Source organism: Corticimicrobacter sp. (assembly GCF_040137905.1).
In the GTDB taxonomy this organism is placed as follows: Bacteria; Pseudomonadota; Gammaproteobacteria; order Burkholderiales; family Burkholderiaceae_B; genus Corticimicrobacter.
The window spans coordinates 54,105-74,842 of record NZ_JBEFDG010000027.1; the positions used below are offsets into that span (position 1 = coordinate 54,105).

The 20,738-nt window shown below is 61.9% G+C and carries 21 protein-coding genes and 1 tRNA gene; 19 read left to right on the forward strand and 3 right to left on the reverse strand.

Annotated elements, in window-relative coordinates:
* Positions 1-253: 253 nt before the first annotated feature.
* Positions 254-391 carry a hypothetical protein gene (locus ABN482_RS04025; RefSeq protein ID WP_349502772.1) on the forward strand — a complete coding sequence of 46 codons (138 nt, stop codon included), beginning with the start codon at positions 254-256 and terminating at the stop codon, positions 389-391.
* Positions 392-685: 294 nt separating this feature from the next.
* On the opposite strand, the gene ABN482_RS04030 is transcribed toward ABN482_RS04025, so the two are convergent.
* Positions 686-760, reverse strand: a tRNA-Arg gene (locus ABN482_RS04030).
* Between the two features lie 244 nt (positions 761-1,004).
* On the opposite strand from ABN482_RS04030, the gene ABN482_RS04035 reads away from it, so the two are divergent.
* Genes ABN482_RS04035 through ABN482_RS04060 form a run of 6 tightly spaced genes read left to right on the forward strand, consistent with a single transcriptional unit; the run spans position 1,005 to position 6,775 of the window.
* Positions 1,005-2,324, forward strand: a complete 1,320-nt coding sequence (locus tag ABN482_RS04035; protein ID WP_349502773.1) for an NAD(P)/FAD-dependent oxidoreductase — start codon at positions 1,005-1,007, stop codon at positions 2,322-2,324.
* A 39-nt stretch (positions 2,325-2,363) separates the two neighbouring features.
* Positions 2,364-3,257, forward strand: coding sequence for a branched-chain amino acid ABC transporter permease (locus ABN482_RS04040; protein WP_349502774.1), 894 nt, complete (start codon positions 2,364-2,366; stop codon positions 3,255-3,257).
* Positions 3,254-4,123, forward strand: coding sequence for a branched-chain amino acid ABC transporter permease (locus ABN482_RS04045; protein ID WP_349502775.1), 870 nt, complete (start codon positions 3,254-3,256; stop codon positions 4,121-4,123). Before ABN482_RS04040 ends, ABN482_RS04045 begins: the two co-directional genes overlap by 4 nt.
* Entirely contained in the window at positions 4,120-4,875 is a 756-nt protein-coding gene (locus ABN482_RS04050; RefSeq protein ID WP_349502776.1) for an ABC transporter ATP-binding protein, read from the forward strand. The genes ABN482_RS04045 and ABN482_RS04050 overlap by 4 nt, the downstream gene beginning before the upstream one ends.
* A 2-nt stretch (positions 4,876-4,877) precedes the next feature.
* Positions 4,878-5,606, forward strand: coding sequence for an ABC transporter ATP-binding protein (locus tag ABN482_RS04055; RefSeq protein WP_349502777.1), 729 nt, complete (start codon positions 4,878-4,880; stop codon positions 5,604-5,606).
* Positions 5,607-5,647: 41 nt separating this feature from the next.
* Positions 5,648-6,775: an ABC transporter substrate-binding protein gene (locus ABN482_RS04060; protein WP_349502778.1), complete on the forward strand. Its 1,128-nt coding sequence runs from the start codon at positions 5,648-5,650 to the stop codon at positions 6,773-6,775.
* 115 nt (positions 6,776-6,890) lie between these two features.
* On the opposite strand, the gene bfr is transcribed toward ABN482_RS04060, so the two are convergent.
* Both bfr and ABN482_RS04070 read right to left on the reverse strand, forming a co-directional pair.
* The gene (gene bfr / locus ABN482_RS04065; RefSeq protein WP_143857327.1) at positions 6,891-7,364 is read right to left on the reverse strand and encodes a bacterioferritin; all 474 of its coding nucleotides are present in this window, start codon (positions 7,362-7,364) and stop codon (positions 6,891-6,893) included.
* Between the two features lie 216 nt (positions 7,365-7,580).
* Entirely contained in the window at positions 7,581-7,883 is a 303-nt protein-coding gene (locus tag ABN482_RS04070) for a (2Fe-2S)-binding protein (RefSeq protein ID WP_349502779.1), read from the reverse strand.
* Between the two features lie 135 nt (positions 7,884-8,018).
* On the opposite strand from ABN482_RS04070, the gene rpoN reads away from it, so the two are divergent.
* From rpoN to ABN482_RS04130, 12 genes are all read left to right on the forward strand, one after another.
* The gene (rpoN, locus tag ABN482_RS04075) at positions 8,019-9,347 is read left to right on the forward strand and encodes an RNA polymerase factor sigma-54 (RefSeq protein ID WP_349502780.1); all 1,329 of its coding nucleotides are present in this window, start codon (positions 8,019-8,021) and stop codon (positions 9,345-9,347) included.
* Between the two features lie 11 nt (positions 9,348-9,358).
* The gene (locus ABN482_RS04080; RefSeq protein WP_349502781.1) at positions 9,359-11,092 is read left to right on the forward strand and encodes a ShlB/FhaC/HecB family hemolysin secretion/activation protein; all 1,734 of its coding nucleotides are present in this window, start codon (positions 9,359-9,361) and stop codon (positions 11,090-11,092) included.
* 325 nt (positions 11,093-11,417) lie between these two features.
* Positions 11,418-12,719: a collagen-like triple helix repeat-containing protein gene (locus ABN482_RS04085; RefSeq protein WP_349502782.1), complete on the forward strand. Its 1,302-nt coding sequence runs from the start codon at positions 11,418-11,420 to the stop codon at positions 12,717-12,719.
* A gap of 216 nt (positions 12,720-12,935) precedes the next feature.
* Positions 12,936-13,118: a Flp family type IVb pilin gene (locus tag ABN482_RS04090; protein ID WP_420810465.1), complete on the forward strand. Its 183-nt coding sequence runs from the start codon at positions 12,936-12,938 to the stop codon at positions 13,116-13,118.
* A gap of 83 nt (positions 13,119-13,201) precedes the next feature.
* Entirely contained in the window at positions 13,202-13,702 is a 501-nt protein-coding gene (locus tag ABN482_RS04095; protein ID WP_349502783.1) for a prepilin peptidase, read from the forward strand.
* The gene (locus tag ABN482_RS04100) at positions 13,699-14,271 is read left to right on the forward strand and encodes a TadE family protein (RefSeq protein WP_349502784.1); all 573 of its coding nucleotides are present in this window, start codon (positions 13,699-13,701) and stop codon (positions 14,269-14,271) included. Before ABN482_RS04095 ends, ABN482_RS04100 begins: the two co-directional genes overlap by 4 nt.
* On the forward strand, positions 14,268-14,795 hold the full coding sequence (locus ABN482_RS04105; RefSeq protein WP_349502785.1) for a TadE/TadG family type IV pilus assembly protein: 528 nt from the start codon (positions 14,268-14,270) through the stop codon (positions 14,793-14,795). Before ABN482_RS04100 ends, ABN482_RS04105 begins: the two co-directional genes overlap by 4 nt.
* Positions 14,792-15,751: a Flp pilus assembly protein CpaB gene (gene cpaB / locus ABN482_RS04110; RefSeq protein WP_349502786.1), complete on the forward strand. Its 960-nt coding sequence runs from the start codon at positions 14,792-14,794 to the stop codon at positions 15,749-15,751. The genes ABN482_RS04105 and cpaB overlap by 4 nt, the downstream gene beginning before the upstream one ends.
* Before the next feature lie 15 nt (positions 15,752-15,766).
* The gene (locus ABN482_RS04115; protein WP_349502787.1) at positions 15,767-17,113 is read left to right on the forward strand and encodes a type II and III secretion system protein family protein; all 1,347 of its coding nucleotides are present in this window, start codon (positions 15,767-15,769) and stop codon (positions 17,111-17,113) included.
* 31 nt (positions 17,114-17,144) lie between these two features.
* Positions 17,145-18,419, forward strand: a complete 1,275-nt coding sequence (locus ABN482_RS04120) for a CpaE/TadZ family protein (protein WP_349502788.1) — start codon at positions 17,145-17,147, stop codon at positions 18,417-18,419.
* 22 nt (positions 18,420-18,441) lie between these two features.
* Positions 18,442-19,797, forward strand: coding sequence for a TadA family conjugal transfer-associated ATPase (locus ABN482_RS04125; RefSeq protein ID WP_349502789.1), 1,356 nt, complete (start codon positions 18,442-18,444; stop codon positions 19,795-19,797).
* Positions 19,797-20,738, forward strand: coding sequence for a type II secretion system F family protein (locus ABN482_RS04130; RefSeq protein ID WP_349502790.1), 942 nt, complete (start codon positions 19,797-19,799; stop codon positions 20,736-20,738). Before ABN482_RS04125 ends, ABN482_RS04130 begins: the two co-directional genes overlap by 1 nt.

The window sequence follows — 20,738 nt, forward strand, 5'->3', positions numbered from 1 at the left end:
CGCCAGAGAAGGAGCCAGAAACCCGGCTTGCCAGCCCAAGCGCCTCGAGCCAGAAACGGCAGCAAAGGCCGGACAGGCGTTCATCCGGGCTAATGGTGCGGGAACAAGCCACCATCACGACGCCCGGCAAGCGCAATATCTTGCTTGCAAAGCGTCGGGTGCTTGCGCGGGAATTAGAGTCAATATCCGGCAGTTTGAGGATTTGCTGAAAGAGATGCAGCCCTCGGCCAACCTCTTGCAAGCTGCGCGGGCCATGTTCAAGGATTTGTGGGACCATCGCCTTGCCATGGGTGCGGCCCGTTCCAAGACGCTCAAGGCCGAGCTGGCGAAGATCAGCGAGCAGGTGGAGAGTTCCTTGACCGTATCGCAGATGCGTCCGTGCCGTCCGTGATCGCGGCCTACGAAAAACGCATCAAGAGTCTGGAGGCAGGAAGATCGTGCTGGCTTAAAGCATCGCCCGTTGCGGGCGTCCAGTACGCAGCTTCGACGAAACACTTAGAACCGCTTTCGATTTCCTCGCAAGCCCTTGTAACCTATGGGTTTCCGACCGACTGGGGATAAGCGCACAGTGCTGAAACTGGCCTTTGCCGACCACTTGGCATACACGAAAAAAGAGGGACTTAGAACCCCTATCTTTTCCTTACCTTTCAAGGCTTTAGCACACTCTGAAGGCAAGATTTAAGAATGGCGCGACCGACAGGAATCGAACCTGTATCGAGAGCTTCGGAAACTCTAATTCTATCCATTGAACTACGGTCGCGTAGCCGAGCATTATACCCGGATTTTTTGAAAGGCATAGAAAAGCCCAAAGACTGCGCCCTGCGTAGTGACATGCATCTCATGGCGAGCAAATGCAATTAAAAGAATTTGTTTGTAATTAAGATATAAAAAACTTTCCGTTCATTTCCATTGCCCAGGCTCGTAGGATTCCTGCTTCGAAACAATGGTTTCCTGCATGCACGTCGTGCGGATACCGATCAGCATCCGGCGCGCAAGGAACACTCATGGCAACGGTCAGCATCATCCCGGCCAACGATACAACCAACGGCTGGAACCGCATTCTGCCATTACGCACAACCCGACCTGCACTCACGCAGGACAGGGATGCCGACTGGGTGGTCGTCGGGGCCGGCCAGGCAGGTCTGGCTGCTGCACGACGCCTCGGTGAGCTGCACCCCGGCGACACCATCCTCCTGCTTGAGGCTGATGAAGTCGGACAAGGTGCGCAGGGTCGCAATGCGGGTTTCATCATCGACACGCCACACAATGTCGGCAGTTCACTGGGAGAGCTCTCTGCAGCACGCGATCATATCCGGCTTGCCCGCGCTGCCATCTCAAGTCTCTCCTCGCTGGTCGAACGCCATCATATTGCCTGCGACTGGGATGCCTCAGGCAAGCTGCATGGCGCGGTGTCCGCCGAGGGGATTGAAACCATCCTGAAGCCGACCCGGGCAACACTGCAGGCGCTGGACGAACCTCATGAATGGATCGACGGCCAGGCGCTGCGCAATCGTATCGGCTTTGGACATTTCGCCGCGGCCATCCAGACGCCGGGGGCCGTACTGGTCAATCCAGCGGCACTGGCCCGTGGCCTGGCCGATAACTTGCCATCAAATGTCACCCTGCATGAGAAAACCCCGGTCACAGCCCTTCAGACCGCCCCGGACATTCGCCTGACCACGCCCGGGGGTACCATCCGCGCAGGAAAACTGATCCTTGCGACCAATGTGTTTCTCGGCCAGTTCGGCTATTACAGGCACCACCTGATTCCCATTGCCGCCTATGCCAGCCTGACCCGCCCGCTTGACTCAGGCGAACAAGCGGCCCTCGAGGGCCTGCCCAGTTGGGGGCTGACACCCGCCAATGCCTTTGTCGGCGTCACCGCCAGACGCACACGAGATCAACGCATCCTGATCCGGCAAAACATGAGTTACGAGCCACGTCTGGTACGCGATGATGCTTCGCGCCAGCAGGTCGCAACCGAGCATCAGGCACTGTTCAATCGCTGGTTTCCTGCGCTCCGGAAGGTCACGATAGAACACACCTGGAATGGTTTTATCTGCTTTTCACGCAATGGGGGAGCGGCTTTCGGCCAGGTCGCACCCAATGTCTATGCTGCGGCCTGCGACAACGGCCTGGGCTGGACCAAGGGCACGATCTCCGGCACGCTCATCGCCGACAAGGCCAGCGGCGAAGACAACCCCCTGCTGCCCATCTATGAGTCACTGGGACAGGTCGCCGCCCTGCCCCCCCGGCCATTCCTGGACATCGGCGTGCGCGCCCGCTTCGGCTGGGAATTGTGGCGTCATCGCAATGAGGCCTGATCCTTCGCTCCCCGCTCCACAGCCTGCATCATCGTCATCATGATTTTCCAGCAATTCATCAATGGCCTGGTCACAGGCAGCACTTATGCCTTGTTTGCACTGGGATTCACACTGATATTCGGTGTCCTGCACGTACTGAACCTGGCCCATGGCGCCATTTTCATGGTGGGTGCCTTTGTGGGCCTGTACGCCGTCACGGCAGCAGGATTGCCGCTCTGGGTCGCGTTGCCGGTCGCCATGCTGGCAGCAGGACTGGTCAGTGTCGCGGTGGACTGGTTTGCACTGCGGCCATTGCGCCGCCGAGGTTCCTCGGAGTTTGCCGCCATCATCGCGTCACTGGGTGTCGCTCAGGTCTTGATGAGCATAGGGCAAACCGTCTCCCAGACCCAGATCATGCGCTTCCCGTTCGGCACCTTCCCGATTCTCATCCTTCAGTTCTGGGGGCTGCGCATCAGCCTGCTGCAGATCGTCATCATCGTCCTGTCGCTGTCTCTGGCACTGGCTTTGCTGCTGTTCCTGTTTTACACGGATTTCGGCCGACAGATCCGTGCTGTGGCCATTTCTGAAAAAACCTCCACGCTGCTCGGCATCCGTCCTGGCCGGGTCTATTTCCAGACGTTCTTCATCTCCGGTGCACTGGCCGGGGCCGCTGGCGTCATCATCGGGCTCGCGTTCAATTCCGTCCACTTCCTGATGGGAGAACCATATCTGCTGCGCGCCTTTGTCGTCATCGTGCTGGGCGGTCTGGGCAGTATCGGCGGTGCGCTGGTGGGCGGCCTCATGCTCGGACTGATCCAGACGTTTACCGTCAGCTATCTCAGTTCGTCGCTGTCAGACGCCATCATCTACAGCCTGTTGTTCAGCATCCTGCTGCTGCGCCCCTCAGGCCTGTTCGGAAAACTGCATATCGAAACCCGGGTCGTACGCACATGAACAGCTTCATACTGGGACATCTGTCCGTTTTCGAACTGATACTGGTCAACGCCATCCTGGGCTACAGCCAATACATTGCCCTGAAATCAGGCGTTTTCTCCCTGGCGACGGCCGGCTTTGCCTCCTTGGGTGCCTATACCGCCGCGCTCCTGAGCGTACGCTACGGGATACCCGCCTGGGCCGGGCTGTGCGCAGCAGCACTGCTGGGCGCACTGGCCGGTATCGCACTGGCCTGGCCATTGGCCCGCCTGCGCGGAGTCTTCCAGGCCATCGCAACCCTGGCTTTCGTACAGATCGTCATGTCGATCGGTCTGTACTGGGAGTCGCTGACGGGCGGCGCGCTCGGCCTGAACGGCATTCCACGGCTGGTCGAAATATGGCAGTTGCTGGCTGTGGCAGCACTGATCCTGTACCTGCTGCGCACCCTGTCTTCTCACCAGATCGGCCGAGCCTTCGATACCATCCGGCAAGATGAAACCGTCGCCGTTTCGCTGGGTATTTCCGTCGTCCGTCACCAACGACTGGCTTTCTTGCTGAGTGGCGCACTGGGCGGACTCGGAGGCGGGCTCATGGCGTATAGAAACTATTCCCTGGTGCCGGAAGATTTCGGTTTCCCACTGCTTATCGCGGCACTCAGTTTTGTCGTGCTGGGCGGACGCAACACACTGGCCGGCCCGCTCGTTGGAGCTGCCATCCTGACCCTGCTGCCGGAAGTCGCCCGTCCGCTTGCCGACTACCGGTTGGCGTTCAACGGCGTACTGCTGGTACTGGTGATTATCTACTGGCCCTACGGCATCGTCGATACGCTGGCGCAGCGCTGGCAACTGTGGCGTGCCGCCCGACGCCAGCAGGAGGCATCGGCATGAGCGGGCTGAAACTGGAACATGTCAGCCGCACATTCGGTGGGCTCCATGCGGTCAGTGACGTCAGCCTGACTGTCAGCCCGGGTCATATCACGGGCCTGATCGGACCCAATGGCGCAGGCAAGACCACCCTGGTCAACCTGATCAGCGGTCTGCTGTTTCCAACAACAGGCACCATTCACCTGGGCAACAGCGATATCTCGCGACTGGAGCCGGACACTGTCGCCAGGCAAGGCATCGCGCGGACCTTCCAGACGATACGTCTGCTCAAAGATGCCAGCGTGCTCGACAATGTCGTCGCAGGCTTCCATCGGCACGAGCGCGCCAGTCTCACGGCAGCCTTGCTGGGCCTGCCCTCGGCGCGCAGGGAAACGGCACGACTGCGCGAACAGGCCGCCACGCTGCTGGAGCGTTTCGGCATGCTGGCCTACGCCCTGACACCCGCAGGAAACCTGTCCTACGGCCACCAGCGCCGGGTCGAGATGATGCGTGCCCTGGCCTCGCAGCCACGCCTGCTGCTGCTGGACGAACCTGTCGCCGGAATGAATGATCGCGAAGCGGATGCACTGGGAGAAATTTTCACCAGCCTCGCCGAGGATGGTCTGGCGGTCCTGCTGATCGAACACAACCTGCGCTTCGTGCTGTCGCTATGTCAGGTGCTGCATGTGCTCGATGCCGGATGCCTGATCGCCTCCGGCGATCCTCATGAAGTACGCGCACAGGCCCACGTTGTTGCGGCCTACCTGGGAGGCTGAACATGCTGCTGGAACTGAATGGCGTTGCCACCCACTATGGCCGGATCCAGGCAGTCCACGACGCGAGTCTGCAAGTCGATACGGGCGAACTGATCGCACTGATCGGGCCCAATGGTGCCGGCAAGAGCACGTTATTGAATACGGTGAGTGGCCTGCTGCGCCCGGTCGCCGGCCGGATTCTGTTCGGGGACAAGCCCATTGACAACTGGCGTCCCGACCGCATCGCACGGGAAGGCCTGCTGCAGGTTCCGGAAGGCCGGCGTGTCCTGGGTCCGCTCAGTGTGGAAGACAATCTGTTGCTGGGCCGACAGGCGCTGGGCACACGCAAGCCTACCCATGTTCTCGAAGACATCTATGCGCTGTTTCCCATCCTGCATGAGCGCCGGCACCAATCCTCTGCCACGCTCAGCGGCGGACAGCAGCAAATGCTGGCGATTGGCCGGGCGCTGATGGGCGGGCCCAGACTGCTGGTACTCGATGAACCCAGCCTGGGGCTGGCCCCCATCATCGTGCGGCAGGTCTTCGATACCTTGCGCCTGCTGCGCCAGACCGGCCTGACGATCCTGCTGGTCGAACAGAACGCAGACCTTGCCCTGGACATCAGTGATCGCGCCTATGTCATGGAGCAGGGCCGCGTCGTCCTGACCGGCCACAGCGGCGCATTGCGCAACGATCCCCGTATCCGTGAGCACTACTTGCCGGCAGTTGCCGAAACCATCTTCCCCGCCTGACCCCAGTTCCTTTTCCGTTCCTTTTTACAAGAGAAACCATCATGTTCAAGAAACCCTGGCTGGCCTTGCTGACACTGGCCACACTGTCTCCCTTCAGCCCGGTTCATGCCGACACACCCCATGAGGTCATCGTCGGCGTGCCCGTCTCATCGTCCGGCATTTTTGCTTTCGCAAACCTGCCTGCCCGCAACGGCATCGAACTTGCCGCCGAGGAAGTCGCACGTTCCGGGGAACTCGGTAACGCCCGCCTTAAACTGCTGATCGAAGATACTGCCAGTGACAAGAACCAGGCAGTCAACCTCGTCAATCGTTTCATCAATACCGACAAGGCCGTCCTGATCCTGGGTCCGACCTCCACAGTCGAAGCCCAGGCTTACCTGCCCATCGCGCAAAGCAAGGAAATTCCGGCACTGACACAGGCGTCGGGTGACGTGGCCATCATTGGCGACTGGATATTCAAGGCCAACGCCGCGCCCGCCAAGATCGTCGAAGGCCTGGCGCTGCGCTACATCAAGGACTACCAGCCCAAACGCGCGGCCTATGTTTTCAATCGCGACAACGAATCCTATCTGCAGCAGAAAGACGGCATCAAGCGCCCTCTCGAACAAGCGGGAGTCGAAACCGTCCTGGAAGAAACCATCGTCGGCTCGGATACCGACTTCAGCGCCATCGTGACCAAGATTGCAGCGCAGGATATCGACACACTGGTGATCTCGACCACAGGCGAAACCACAGCCAATATCATCATCCAGGCTCGCCAGGCAGGCCTGCCCGACTCGGTGCGCATCCTCGGCACACCTTCTGCCGCCTCACACCAGTTCCTGAAGGTCGGCGGCACGGCTGTCGAAGGTGTCATCTTCCCATCCGATTACTTCATCGGTAGCCAGACGCCCCAGAACCAGGCTTTCATTCAGGCTTACAAGGCAAAATACGGTATCGAGCCTGATACATTCGCAGCCATCGGCTATTCCAACCTGAAAACCGCTGCGGCAGCCGTGCAAAACGCAGGGCCGGACTACAGCCCCGCAGCGATCCGCAAGGCTCTTTCGGAAATCCGTGACCTGCCCACCGTCCTGGGCAATGGTGTGCTGACGCAAACCCCATCGCGCACCCCCATCTATGACGGTGTCGTCCTGACCATCCGTGATGGCAAGATCACGGAACTCTGATTCCCGAGCTTTCCAGACCGAGGCCCCGCCGGCCATATGACCATGCGGGGCCCCATTCAGCCATAACAGGCCGCCAGTACGGCACCGTGCTGGATCACGCCAGCACTTGCCGTGTTCAGTCGTCGCCGATCTGGCTCTGCAGATAGTTTGCCAGGCCAACCGCACCGACCAGATCGATCTGGGTCTCGAGCCAGTCGATGTGTTCTTCCGTCTCGTCCAGCAATTTCTGCAGCAGGTCTCGCGACACATAGTCCTGGACCGATTCGCAGTGGGCGATGCCTTCCTTGAGCGTGGCCTGGGAAATGGTTTCCAGCGCCAGGTCACAGGACAGGATCTCGGGCACGTCTTCGCCGATGCGCAGCTTGTGCAGGTCCTGCAGGTTGGGCAGGCCATCGAGCACGAAGATCCGCTCGATCAGCTTGTCGGCGTGCTTCATTTCCTCGATGGACTCTTTGTATTCGTGCTTGCCGAGCCGGTCGAAGCCCCAGTGATTGAGCATCCGCGCATGCAGGAAATACTGGTTGATGGCCGTCAGCTCGTTCTTGAGCTGCTGGTTCAAGAGTTGAATGACCTTTTTGTCGCCTTGCATGATATCGCTCCTGTGCCGTGTTTGAACGCCACGACGCCTGGTAGCGGCGCGGACCATATACGCAGGCTATCATCCAAACGGGACAGGGTACAGCCGGACTATGCAGGTGATAAACGGCTTTGCAAGCCGTAGCGGTAAGCGACGGGAAAACGAGAATGACTCTGGCTTTGCGAAACACTGCAAAGCCATGCGTGTGCCCATGCGGCCTGCCGCCGTTCAAAGGGCGGGAACAGCCTCCAGGACATGGGCAAAACCCAGCCGATCCTGCAACCGCTCGCCACGGGTCGGGCCGGATTCGACGACAGGTGCAGCCGGCAGCGTCGTTGCACACTCGCAACAACCACCTGCGCACGCACAGGCAGAGGCGCACGGCAGGTAGCTTTCGGCCATCTCGGCACAGCAGCCGCAGCAGGTGGCAACACCCAGGTCGGCCTGCAGGTCGGACAGGGTCCGGGCCCCTCGCGCTACACTGGCATTAACCTGCCGTTCGGTCACGGCATTGCAGATACAGATATACATATATCGAAGAAAGGCAAATCTCACTTGTTCTCGTTTATAGCATGATTATGCCTACCCAGCTATCCCAAATCGTCAAGCCGTGTTATTAAGATGCCGCATGCAAACTGACGCCTACCTCCGCGCCGTGATCACCCCATGAGCCAGCTTTCCGTTTCGCTCCAGCTCGGCCAGCGCCTGTCGCTGACACCGCAGTTGCGGCAGTCCCTGCGACTGCTGCAACTGTCGACGCTTGCGCTGCACGAAGAGGTGGTCCGACTGGCCGACGAAAATCCCTTGCTGGAACTGGCCGATGCCGGCCCGGCAGCACCGGCCTATGACGATGACATGGTGTTCGAGGAAGCGGCCCCGGTCACGCTGCGCGACCACCTGCTCGAACAGCTGACGTTCCAGCCGGCCGACGAGCGTCGCAAGGCCCTCGTGCAGGTTCTGATCGATGCCCTGGACGACGGTGGCTGGTTGCCAGACACACTCGACGACATCCGTACCTGGCTGCCCGATACGCTGGACATCGAGACAACGGAACTCGAGGCTGCCCTGCACCTGCTGCAGTCCTTCGACCCACCCGGTATCGGTGCGCGTTCGCTGGAAGAATGCCTGGTCCTGCAACTGCAGGTCATGGATGCCCATGCATTTCCCTACGCTGATGACCCAGCCGTCGTGGCCTGCGCCCTGAGTATCTGCCAGTCGCATCTCGACCTGGTCGCGGCACGCAAGCTGAGCCAATTGCGCGCACTGCTGCCTTTCGATGCCGGCACCATCCAGCATGCCTGCGAACTGATCGCACATCTGTCACCACACCCGGGACACGACTGGACCCGACCTGCTGCCGACTATGTCATCCCCGACATCCTGGCCGTACGTGATGCCCGAGGCCGCTGGCAGGCGGAACTCAATCCCGCAGCACTGCCTCGCATCAGTCTGAACCAGCAATACGCCAGCCTGCTACAGGCCCAGGATGCCCGCGAACACAGTGCCATGCATGAGCAATTGCAGCAGGCCCGCTGGCTGCTGCGCAGCCTGGGCCAGCGCTATGACACCCTGTTGAAAATCGGGCAGGCCGTGGTCCGGCGCCAGGCCGGATTCCTGGATACCGGCCTCACCGCCATGCAGGCCATGACGCTGAAGGACATTGCACAGGACATCGACATGCACGAGTCCACCGTATCGCGTGCCATTGCCCAGAAATACATGCATACACCGCACGGACTGGTCGATTTCAAGCAATTCTTCAGCACCCGACTGGCGGGCGCTGACGGTACCCAGGACTCAACCTCTGCCACGGCCGTGCAGGCACTGTTGCGTGAGATCATCGCAGCAGAATCGCCCGATAAGCCCGTCTCCGACAATCAACTAGCCGACCTGCTGTCGGCCCGCGGCGTTGCGATTGCCCGCCGCACCGTTGCCAAATACCGCGAAGCACTGCGTATCCCGCCCGCCTCGGCTCGCAAGAGGGCCACCACCTGAGGAATCTGCGCATGACCCAGTCAGACCGCCGTACGTTGCATCCCTTTCGATACATCATGTTGGCATCTGGCTGGTTCTTGCTGGCCATGCCGATTCATCAGGCCCAGGCGGCCGCGCCACTGCGCGGCAACCCGCTCGACGGTGTCGATATTCCATCACCAAACGCGCTTGCATCCCAGCCCCCGCCTGCTGCCACACAGGCACCGCCGCCCAGCCAGGCGGGCGTACAGAACCTGCTGGAACAACGCCTGACCATCCGGAACTTCGATGTCAGCGGTGCCCACACCCTGCCCTTTGCAGAGATTTCCGCAATCCTGGAACCACTGGCAGGCCGTACCGTGACGGTGGCCGAACTGGCCGGCGAAGTCAACCGCATTACCGAGCTATACCAGCAACAGGGCTATCTGCTGTCCTTCGCCATGCTGCAGCAGCAGGATTTTGCCGATGGTCTGGTCAAGGTCACGGTCGTGGAAGGCTACATCGGTGAGGTCCTGATCCAGGGCGAAGACAATCCGGCCGTGGATCGCCTCGATACGCTGGCCCAGGCCCTGATCGACGAAAAGCCCCTCACCCGCAGCACACTCGAGCGCACGCTGGGCCTGATGCGTGCCGTCCCCGGCATCCGGATCACCCCCAAGCTGGATATGCCGCGCCGGGCCAGTGGTGCCACCGACCTGGTCCTTGACGTCAGCCATCAGGCATACGCGCTCTCCGGCGGCGTCACCAATCTGGGTGGCAACATGCAGGGGATTGCATCGGTCAACCTCAACAGCCTGACGCCACTTGGGGAGCAGACTCGCCTGACAGCCGCCATCCCCACGGCAAGCCGCAGCGTACGCTACTACCAGGGTGAAATCACGGTACCGATCGGAGCCGACGGGCTGGCCCTCGAGGTCAGCGGCTATCACTACAAGGCCGAGCCCGAAGATGCGCAGCTCGAAAGCCTGGGATACACGCGAAAAATCTATAACGAGCGGCTGGATGTCGGCCTGACCTATCCGTTGCTGCTCGACAATACCCGTCGCCTCGACCTGCGTGCCGGTTTCTACGGGGTACAGACGCTGGACGACTATACCCATGAATCCGGCCGTCTCTGGCTTGAGGAAAAGAACCGCCTGCGCGTCGCAAGGGTCGAACTGCGCTACCAGGGGCAGTCCGCCACCCAGTCCCATCATCTGCGACTGGGCATGAACCAGGGTTTTGATGCCTTTGGCGCAAGCAAATCGCTGACTTCCAGCGCACCCGGCGCGCTGGAGCCGCCCGCGCATGATCTCGACTTCAAGCGTTATCACATGTCGGCCGAGCAGAACTGGGTCCTGCCAGCACAGTTCGGACTGACACTGGCAGGCACGGCCCAGTACAGCAGCGATATTCTCCCTTCCATCGAACAGATCTCCTTCGGCAGTTGGAACTACGGCCTGGGATACCCGCAGGGCGAACTGGCCGGAGACAAGGGCTATGGCATCGCAGCCACCCTGCGCAGGCGCTTTGTGGCCGACCTGGACTACCTGAAGGTCGTCGAACCCTATCTGCGCCTCGATCACGCACGCGCCTGGTACAACGCCCCCGCCTGGCGTGTACTGGAGCCACGCCGCCTGGCCTCGGTTGCCCTGGGCATGAAGCTGACCGATGACCGCCGCTACCTGCTCGATATCAATATCGCCCAACCCGTGGGGGATCGCCCCCTGGGCCGGGATGACCGTCGCCCCCGCTTCAACGCGAACTACTCGCTGTTCTATCAATAGCATCGACCGCCAGGCCGCTGAGCGGCCGGCCAGGGAATTCGATACGGCCAACCGTTACCAATACAGGTAACGGTTACGCCCCGACTCCCCAGTTCCACAACAAACCGTAACGCAGACACGATCTTGCCCAGGTCTTCCGGTCCTGCGGATGATGCTCAAAAATACGTTTTATGAAAAATAAAATCCATAAAAAACAAAGCTCTAAATAGAATCTTATCACCCTTGAAAAGAAATACAGCAGACCAAGGTAGAACTGGCATCGAATTTGCTTCGATCCCTGTACCCCCCCTCATTGACTGCTGCACCTCTTTCCAAGGAGACCATCATGTCGCGCATCGCATCCCCCTGCCTTGCTCCTCTTTTCCGCAAGACCCTGGCGGGCAGCCTGCTGCTTGCCGCCTTCGCACTGGCCGGCTGCGCCAGTTCGGGATCACGGGACAGCAGCAGCCCCACCCCCACCAACCCCGGTACGGGCACGCCTGCCCCGACATTGCCGGGTGACAATGACAATGGAGGGAACAACGGCGGCGGCACGCCTCCTGGCAATGGCGGCAATCCTGGCGGTGGCACCGACAACGGCGGTGGCGGTGGCAATACGCCACAGGCTGGTGCCGTGGAAACCCTGCTGGGCAATACCGGAACCATCACGGACAATCTGGCCGGCACCAGCCTGGGCGGACCACTCACGGACCTCGGCAATTCGATCGACCCGCTGGTCGAACCCGTACTGTCCCCGCTGACCCAGCTCACACAGCGCATCGGTGCCGACACAGGCCTGGGTGCACCGATCAATGACGCACTTGGCCAGACAGGCAATCTGCTGGGCCAGACAGGACAGGCACTCGGTTCCAGTGGCCTGCCCCTGAACCTCGATAGCGGCGCAGAAGGCTTGCTGACCGGACTGGGTGATACGGTCGCAAGCCTGGGTGGCCTGTTGCATGCCACACCAGGCGAAACCATGCCGCTGGCCACAACGCTTGGCCATGCGACCGGCGCATTGGATGCGCTGGCCAGCGCACTGGTCGCCGATGGCGGTCTGCTGCAGCCCCTGGCGGCCCCGCTGCAGAACCTGACCACCACCCTGATGCCTCCTGGCCAGACAGTCGCCATACTGGAACCTGCGCTGGGCAATACCGGTGCGGCCCTGGACAATCTGGTTCCGCTCAATCTTGGCAGCATACTGGGCAATACCGGAGCCGTACTTGATCAGGCTGCCGTACCGGCCGGCATGGCCGTGGTCGGGCTGACGCAGCAGGTCGGTGCAGCCACAGGACTGGCTCTGCCGGCAGACCAGGTACTCGGGAGCCTGGGCAATGCCCTCAGCACCGCAGGAGGCCAACTCGACCAGGCCCTGCCGGTCGGCGGCATCGGCCATCTGGTTCAGCAGGTCGGTGCAGGCATTGCCAGCACTGGCGGTGTCCTGAACCCGAATCATGCTCAGGCAGGCAACCCGCTCGGGGCCACGCTCGGACATGTCACCCACGGTGTAGCCGGCTTGACCTCAGGACTGGCCCAGGGTCTGGGCCAAGGGCTGACCGGCAGCCTGACAGGCAACCCGGCCCAGGAAGGCACGACCGGCGGACTGGGAGGCTTGCTCGGCGGCGGCCTGGGCATCCTGAATCGTTGACCCCCTTCTCTCCTGACGCGTTCGAAAAAGGCCAGCCTGGGACTGAACCAGGCTGGCCTTTTGCCGGGATGTAAAAACATATTGCAAGGCCTGCAATGTTTTAGTAATCTGGCCGGAAATCCGAACAAAAAAGATGCACTGTTTCACCACCGACTGTTTCCCGTTGTTCACGTAGCGCCTGCAGCACCCTTTTACCCCCGGAAGGAGAGCAGCATCATGAATACACTCAAACAGTTCTGGCACGATGAACAAGGTGCCACCGCCATCGAGTATGGCCTTATTGCCGGCCTGATCGCTGTCGTGATCATTGCGGCCCTGACAGCCCTGGGCACCGATATCCGGGGCGTATTCGAAGACATCAGCGCAGCCATCACCGGAGAGGGCGACGGCGAGGGATGACGTTTTTGCATCCGTCATTCTCTCAGCCCAGCAGGCGCATTGACCTGAGTCCCTGCGCCTGATCAACCTGCATCGGAGTACCCATGACCAGCAGCCTGGCCTGGTGGGGGGCATTCGTGCTGTTTGCCCTGCTCGTCATCGTGGAAGACCTGCGGCACCGCCGGGTATCCAACCGGCTGCTGCTGATCGCGCTCGCGTTCCAGAGCCTCTGGCTGCTGGGCAGCCTGGCAGGCTGGCTGGCACCTGCCGGCGACGGAGCCTCAGCGCTGTCAGGTGGCTTGGCCATGGCATTGTCGCTGCTGGTTTTCTGGCCGCTCTGGCGTGCCCATCTGATGGGTGCGGGCGACATCAAATTCCTCGCTACGCTGGGATGGCTCACCGGCCTTGAAAACTGGCTGATCATTCTGCTGCTGGGCAGCATACCGGGAGCACTGCATGCGCTGACCCAAGTCATGCTGCTACGCCGCGAGGCCGTGTTGCCGGTGCGTTATGCCATCACCCGGCGCGGCATCCCATACGCCGGCTATCTGGCCGCAGCCGCCTTGCTGTGGAGCGCCTGGTGGCATTGGGGACGCCTCGCATGACACGGCACGCCACCAACCCGGCACAGTACCAGGCAGGCAACTATGCCCTGGAATATGCACTGGTCTTTCCCCTGCTGTTTCTTGCCATCTACACCATGCTGTCGTTCGGCATGATCTACGCCGCCCAGCAAAGCCTCAACATGGCGGCGCAGGAAGGAGCCCGCACCCTGCTGCGCTGGTGGCCCGCCAACGAACCGGATCGTGAGGCAAGCTGCACGGCATGGCGCGGGCTTGCCACCACGCAGGCGACGGCTCCCCTCGAATTGCGTGCGGCGCGTGCCAGAAACTGCAGCCTCAGCCACCTTGCCTGGCTGCTGCGCAGCACGGGCCCCGATGGACTGCAGATTCATGTCTGCAACCGTAGTGGCCCCCTGGCCGGCCCGGCCTCGCCAAGCTGTGGTGCCGTCCCGCTGGAAGAGAACGAAGTCGAAGTCCTGATCCGTTACCCCTACAGCCGTCACCCCATCGTGCCGGAACTGGGCCTGGGTCGTCTGTTCGGCATCTCGCTGTTGCCGGACACACTCGAAAGTCGCGTCCGCATCCTGGCAGAAACGGGAGCTTCAACATGAAGTGCGCTCCCCCTGGCCTGTCTGCCCAGCGCGGCGTTGCCGCCATGGAATTTGCCCTGGTGCTTGTCCTGATACTGGCACTGCTGTTTGGTGTCATTGCATTCGGTTCGATCCTGTGGGTACAGCAGACCCTGTCGTTTGCAGCAGGAGAAGGTGTACGCAGCATCCTGCTGCGCTGCGAATACGCTGTGAACGAAGGGCAGGCCGACCCCTGTCCCTCACCTGCCATCCTCGCGCGCGGATGTGAAACCGCCATCAACGCGGCAGGCTGGTTCTCCAGATCTGCCATCTGCTCCACACAACTGACTGCCGTCGAGTGTCCGGGCGGCTACGCAGCAGGCGGCACCACGCAAGAACCACAGCGACTGCGCCTGGATATGGCCTTCGACAGCCGTCGCTGGCCACCCATACACACTGCAGCACAGGCTGCCGGCATGATCGGTATCGATGATCTGGCACCGGCCACCCTGCGTGCCCGCAGCACCGTCGTCCTGACCCCGCATGGAGCCTGCCTGCCATCATGAGTCGATTACACCGAATCCTTGCCGTGATCCTGGTCCTGCTGGCGCTGCTGCTGGGGCTGTGGGCACTACACCTGGCACGCACCCCGGCAACCCCTGCGCCACAGCCCGCGCTGGAGAGCGCACAGGATGCCCCTGCCCCCGTCCTGTATCCCGTCGTGCTGGCGGCCCGCGCCATTGATGCCGGACAGGTCCTGACTACGGCTGATCTGCGCGTCGAATACTGGCCGGCCCGTCCTGTACAGGCTTTCGATGACCCTTCCACATTGATCGGTGCCAGCATGCGCCATCCGCATGCGACCGGAGAGCCCTTGCTGGCCTCATCCCTGAAGCGCGGCCTGGCCCACCACCTGGCACCGGATGAACGCGCCTTGACCATCCCCATCGACGACATTGTCGGTGCCGGCCGGCATATCCTGCCTGGCGATCATGTCGATGTCTTCATTACGCTCAATCGCAGCAACGAGGTCTCGCATACACAGTCCCGCCTGCTGATGCCCCGCCTGCGGGTATTGGCCTATGGTCAGCAAACCCTGGAAACTCCCGAACCCGCACCGGCATCCAGCACCATGACACGAGGCACCGCCCAACCGGCAGCCATCCGTTCGGCCATCCTGGCCGTTCCTGTGGGGCAGGTCAATGAACTCCTGCTGGCCACCCGCAACGGCAAACTGCAACTGGTTCTGAGAGCCCCCGACGACACCGCCTTGCCGGACACGGAATTATTCGCCCCACGCAACCCGGTACTGACCGGGCGCAGCGACCTGACCACGCAGGAGCGTACGGCACTGGACAGCCCCAACAACCAGGCCTATGCGGGAGAAAGCCTGCCACAACTGGCCGGCAACCAGCAGCCTGCTTCGCGCCAGCAGGAACGAACCCGGCCCGCTCCCACATCGACTGCGCCCCGCTCCCTGGAAGTCATCCGAGCGGGACAGCGCGAAACCGTACATTACTGAGACAGGAACCTTCCCATGCCGCCCACTTCGGCCCGCCTGATCGCCATCCTGCTGACCTGCCTCGCGTCATTGCCATGGATAGCCGCCGCACAATCCGAGTCTACGGGCACCACGACCGCCAGGCCCATGCAGGAAATCCGCCTGCCCGCACGCGGTCAGCAAGCCCTGCCCTTGTCAGGTACGCCGGTTCGCATCGCCGTCGACAGCCCGGAAATCGCCGATGTACGCATTCTGCCGCCCGCTGGCGACCGCAATGGTGCCGTCATGCTGATTGCAGGACGGCCGGGCACGACGCAGGTCCAGGTCTGGCTGCGCGGCCAGGTCCAGCCGGAACAGTGGCGTATCCATGTCGCCAACGAAATCGAGCAGGCGCTGCCGGCAGCGCCGGAGACCCGGGCACAGGTCGCCATCGCCGGCCAGGGTGCCGTCCTGAGCGGCACCTCGGCATCGCTGCCGGATCACCAGCAGGCATTGGCCGCGACCCAGGGTGCCAGCCAGACCGTCGATGCGTCCGTCATCGATGTCGGCGGCATGGTCCAGGTTGAAGTCAAGGTGGTCGAACTCAACAGCTCCGTAATGAAAGAGGTCGGCATCGACTGGTCGGGCGGCCGGGCGGGAGGAAGCTGGTCATTCGCCGGTCGTGTCGGCCAGTCCAACAGCGCCAGCCGGACACTGATGGACGGGTTCAAGGTCATCTTCGGTGGCTCAAAGCACTTCCGGGCAGAACTCGATCTGCTGCAGGCCAACAGCCTGGCTCGGGTCCTGGCCGAACCCACGCTGGTCGCCCTGTCGGGCCAGAGTGCCAGCTTCCTGTCCGGCGGGGAAATCCCGATCCCGACCTCGGCCGGCCTAGGTACCCAGACGGTCGAATACAAACCGTTCGGTATCGGCCTGACCGTCAGCCCGACTGTCCTGTCCGGCGACCGTATTTTCCTCAAGGTCGCGCCCGAAGCCAGCGAACTCGACTACACCAACGCCATCCAGCTCTCCAATGGTGATGACCGCATGCTGCTGCCGGCATTGCGCACGCGCAGGGCCGACACCACAATCGAACTCGGCCATGGAGAAAGCTTCATCATCAGCGGGCTGGTCTCGCGCCAGACCATTGCAAATGTCAACAAGCTGCCATTCCTGGGCGATCTGCCCGTGATCGGTGCCTTTTTCCGCAGCATGCGCTACAGCCAGACGGAGATGGAGCTGGTCATCGTGGTGACGCCACGCCTGGTGCGTCCTATCGCACGCAATGTACCCATTCCGCTGCCGGGCCAGGATCGCGATCCGCCGGACACTATCGGCAATGCCTGGGGACAGTACCTGCTGGGCGCAGGCAGTTCCCAGGTCATGCCCGGATTCTCGCGCTGACAGATACCGTTTATCGAGAGGAAGATTCACCGTGCCCGACAATCTGCAGTCTGCCCCCTACCGGTTCCTGCTGTATGCCGACAACGACGCACTGCAGGCTCACCTGAATACCGTGATCGGCGATCTGGGCGTGATCCTGAGCACGCGAGATGTGGGTGCCCGACTGGCCGAGAAACCCGGCAACATGGACGCACTGCTGCTGGACTTCATGCCGGATCCCAAACAGCCCGACAAGCTGAGGAACAGCGCAGAACAGGCCCGCAAGCTGGCCCTGGCCCAGCCTGACCTGCCACGGATCGCCCTGGGCTCGCAGGCCCATCCCGACAGTGTCATCACGGCCCTGCGCGCAGGCGTCAGTGAGTTTGCCGATCCCAGTTGCGCCGACGAACTGCGCCATATCCTCGAACAGTTGCTGTGCCCGCATCTGACGGCGCGGCAGGCCGCCAAGAGCGGTGCCAACAGCATCCTGTTGCTCGGCGTGCGACCCGGTGTCGGCACCAGCACCCTGGCCGTCCATATGGCAACGGCCCTGCAGGCCCGCCTGGCACGCAAAGGACAGGGCAGCGACCCGCCACAGCATGAAACAGACATGGAGCACCGCGTCTGCCTGCTGGATCTGGGCACCCCTGTCGGTGATTGCCTGTTGCATCTCGGACTGCCGGATACGTTCGACTTCACCGAAGCGGTCCGCAACCTGCGCAGGCTGGACGATACATTGCTGGACGCCGCCCTGCCCCGCACCACCAGCGGTCTCAGCGTATTGTCATTGCCACGGGATCTGGAGCGGATGCGCCGCATCTCGCAAGAAGAATCGTTATTGCTGTACGCCTGCCTGCAGCAGCACTACGGATGTGTGCTGATCGATGCCGGCGGGCTGGTCAACCCCGACTTTGCCAGCGCACTGGCGCGCTCGGCCGCCACCACCTGGCTGGTCACGGATCAGAGCATCGGGGCCCTGGTCTCCCTGGCAGATCGGCTGGATGAGCTGGAGCACCTGCACGTTCCCCGCCATACGCTCCGCCTGCTGGTCAACCGATACGACGAACGCTACGGCATGGAGGCCACGCAGATTGCCGAAAAGTTCGGGCTGCCTGTCTACGCCACGATGCCTGACCGGACGCTGGCGCTCATGTCCGGAGCCAGCCAGGGAAAGCTGCTGTTCGAGACCGCAGAACGCGATCCCTACCTTCGCAGCATGGACAGCCTGATTGACCAGACCATAGACCTGCCACGCAGCGATGCGCCACGCAGCAGCTGGCTCAGCACACTGTTGCCAGGCACGCGCCGTACCTCTTCACGCCCCTGATGCCCCGCCCCCAGGAACTGCCATGATCCATGCTGCCAATACGCCCTTCAGTCCTGATGAAAGTCGTCGTTCCGACGATGCCCAGCCCTACCTGCGCGTCAAGGCGGCAGCACATGAACACCTGCTCGAGCGAATCGAAGAGCTCGGGGCCGAGTTTGGACGCTGGTCACGCGAGGCCATCGGGGAATTCGTTGCCATCGAAGTCGCGGCCTTCACCCGGCTCAAGCGCCTGCCGATCAATGAAATGGAACAGCGTCGCATCACGGACGTCCTGACCAAGGAGCTGTCGGGGTTCGGGCCACTCGAAGACCTGCTGTCGGATCCCGGCGTGGAGGACATCCTGATCAATGGCTATGACCGCGTGTTCGTATCGCGCCAGGGCATACTGGAAGAGGAGCCGCTGGCCTTCAACGACAATGCCCATGTACTGCGCATCGTGCGACGCATCCTCGCCCCATTGGGACGCAGGCTGGACGAATCCTGCCCCATGGTGGACGCTCGCCTGCCCGACGGCGGGCGGCTCAACGCCATCATCGAGCCCCTGGCCGTCGATGGCCCCATGGTCTCGATCCGGAAGTTCCGGCGCGATCCGCTCAAGCCGGAAGATCTTCTGGCGCTGGGAACATTCGACGAGCAGATCCTGCGCTTTCTGCGCCTCGCCGTGGAGCAACGATGCAACATCATCATCTCCGGCGGCACCAGTTCGGGAAAAACATCCCTGCTCAATGCCCTGGCCTTCTGCATTCCCCAACGCGAGCGGATCATCACGGTCGAGGATACCGCCGAACTGGCACTCAACCATCCGCACGTCGTACGTCTGGAGTCGCGCCAGGGTGGCTTCGATGGCACCGGCATTGTCTCCATCCGTGATCTGATCCGCAACAGCCTGCGCATGCGACCCGACAGGGTGATCGTGGGTGAAGTGCGTGGAGCCGAAGTCATGGATATGCTGCAAGCGATGAATACCGGCCACGACGGCTCGATGGCCACGATCCACGCCAACTCGCCGCGCGAATGCCTGTACCGGATCGAGATGCTCGCAGGTTTTGCCGGTTTCCAGGGCAGCGAGGACAGTCTGCGACGGCAAATTGCCAGCGCCGTCGATTTCATTATCCAGATCGGTCGCATGTCCAACGGCAAGCGACGCATCCTTTCGCTCACGGAAATCACCGGCGTGGGTGACGGGATCATTGCCACTCAGGAGCTGTATCGCCACGAAATCGTCCTGGATACCGATGGTGCAGAGCTCGAACGCTGGCACAGCCTTGGCATCCAGCCCCACACGCCCAAGCTGGCCCCCGTACGGCATGCATTGCGCGATCCCGATACCGGCGCACCACCGCCGGAATCGGGAGGATTCTGGTTCAGGAGATCCTGATGACCCCCGCCCTGCTGCTGATCGCCAGTCTCATTCTGCTGTTGATTGCTGGCGCGCTCTGGCTGTGGCGCGTGGGTGCAGCCCAGCAGACCAGCGATGCCAGCGCACGCTTCATTGACCAGCAACTGCAGCAGCGGCGGCCACATGCGCATGCAGTGCCTTCAGGAAACGCTGCAACCATGCGCCTGCCGGCCGGCCCTACCTTCTGGCAAAGCCTGTTGCTGCAGGCCGGTCAACGCCCCAGCCTGCGGTTCTACATCATGCTGGACGGCGTACCATTGCTGCTGGCCCTTGTGGTCGGCCTGCTCGTGCATCCGCTGTCCGGACTCTTGCTGGGCCTGCTGCTGTTCGGCATCCAGTTACTGCTGTTGTGGCGCCGTGCCGCCATCCGCCGCCAGCGCATGGCAGCCCAGCTCCCGGACTTCCTTGAATCCATGGTACGACTGCTGACGATCGGCAACAGCCTGGGAGCAGCGTTCCAGTCAGCACTGCGCAATGTCGAACCACCATTGCGCGACGCACTGGATCGCATCGACAGTCTGGTGCGCTCCGGCAAGGATCTGGACAGCGCCAGCAAGCAGGTGGCCGGGCAGTACCGGATGCACGAACTGTATCTGGTCGCCGCCATCATCGGCATTGCGCTGCAATACGGCGGCCGCAGCGACCAGGTCCTGGAAAGGATGGCCCTCTTCATGCGAGACCTGCACCAGGCGCGCCACGAGATGCGGGCACTCTCGGCAGAAACGCGCCTGTCGGCCTGGATACTGGCGATTCTGCCCCTGGCGATTGCCGCCTACACCGTCATCGTCAACGGCACGCTGTTCATGAACATGTGGCATGACCCGCTGGGCGGCAAATTGCTGCTGCTGGCCGCCTTCCTTCAGATCGCCGGCACCTGGTGGCTATACCGCCTGGCCAGGGCCATCCAGGACGAGAGATAG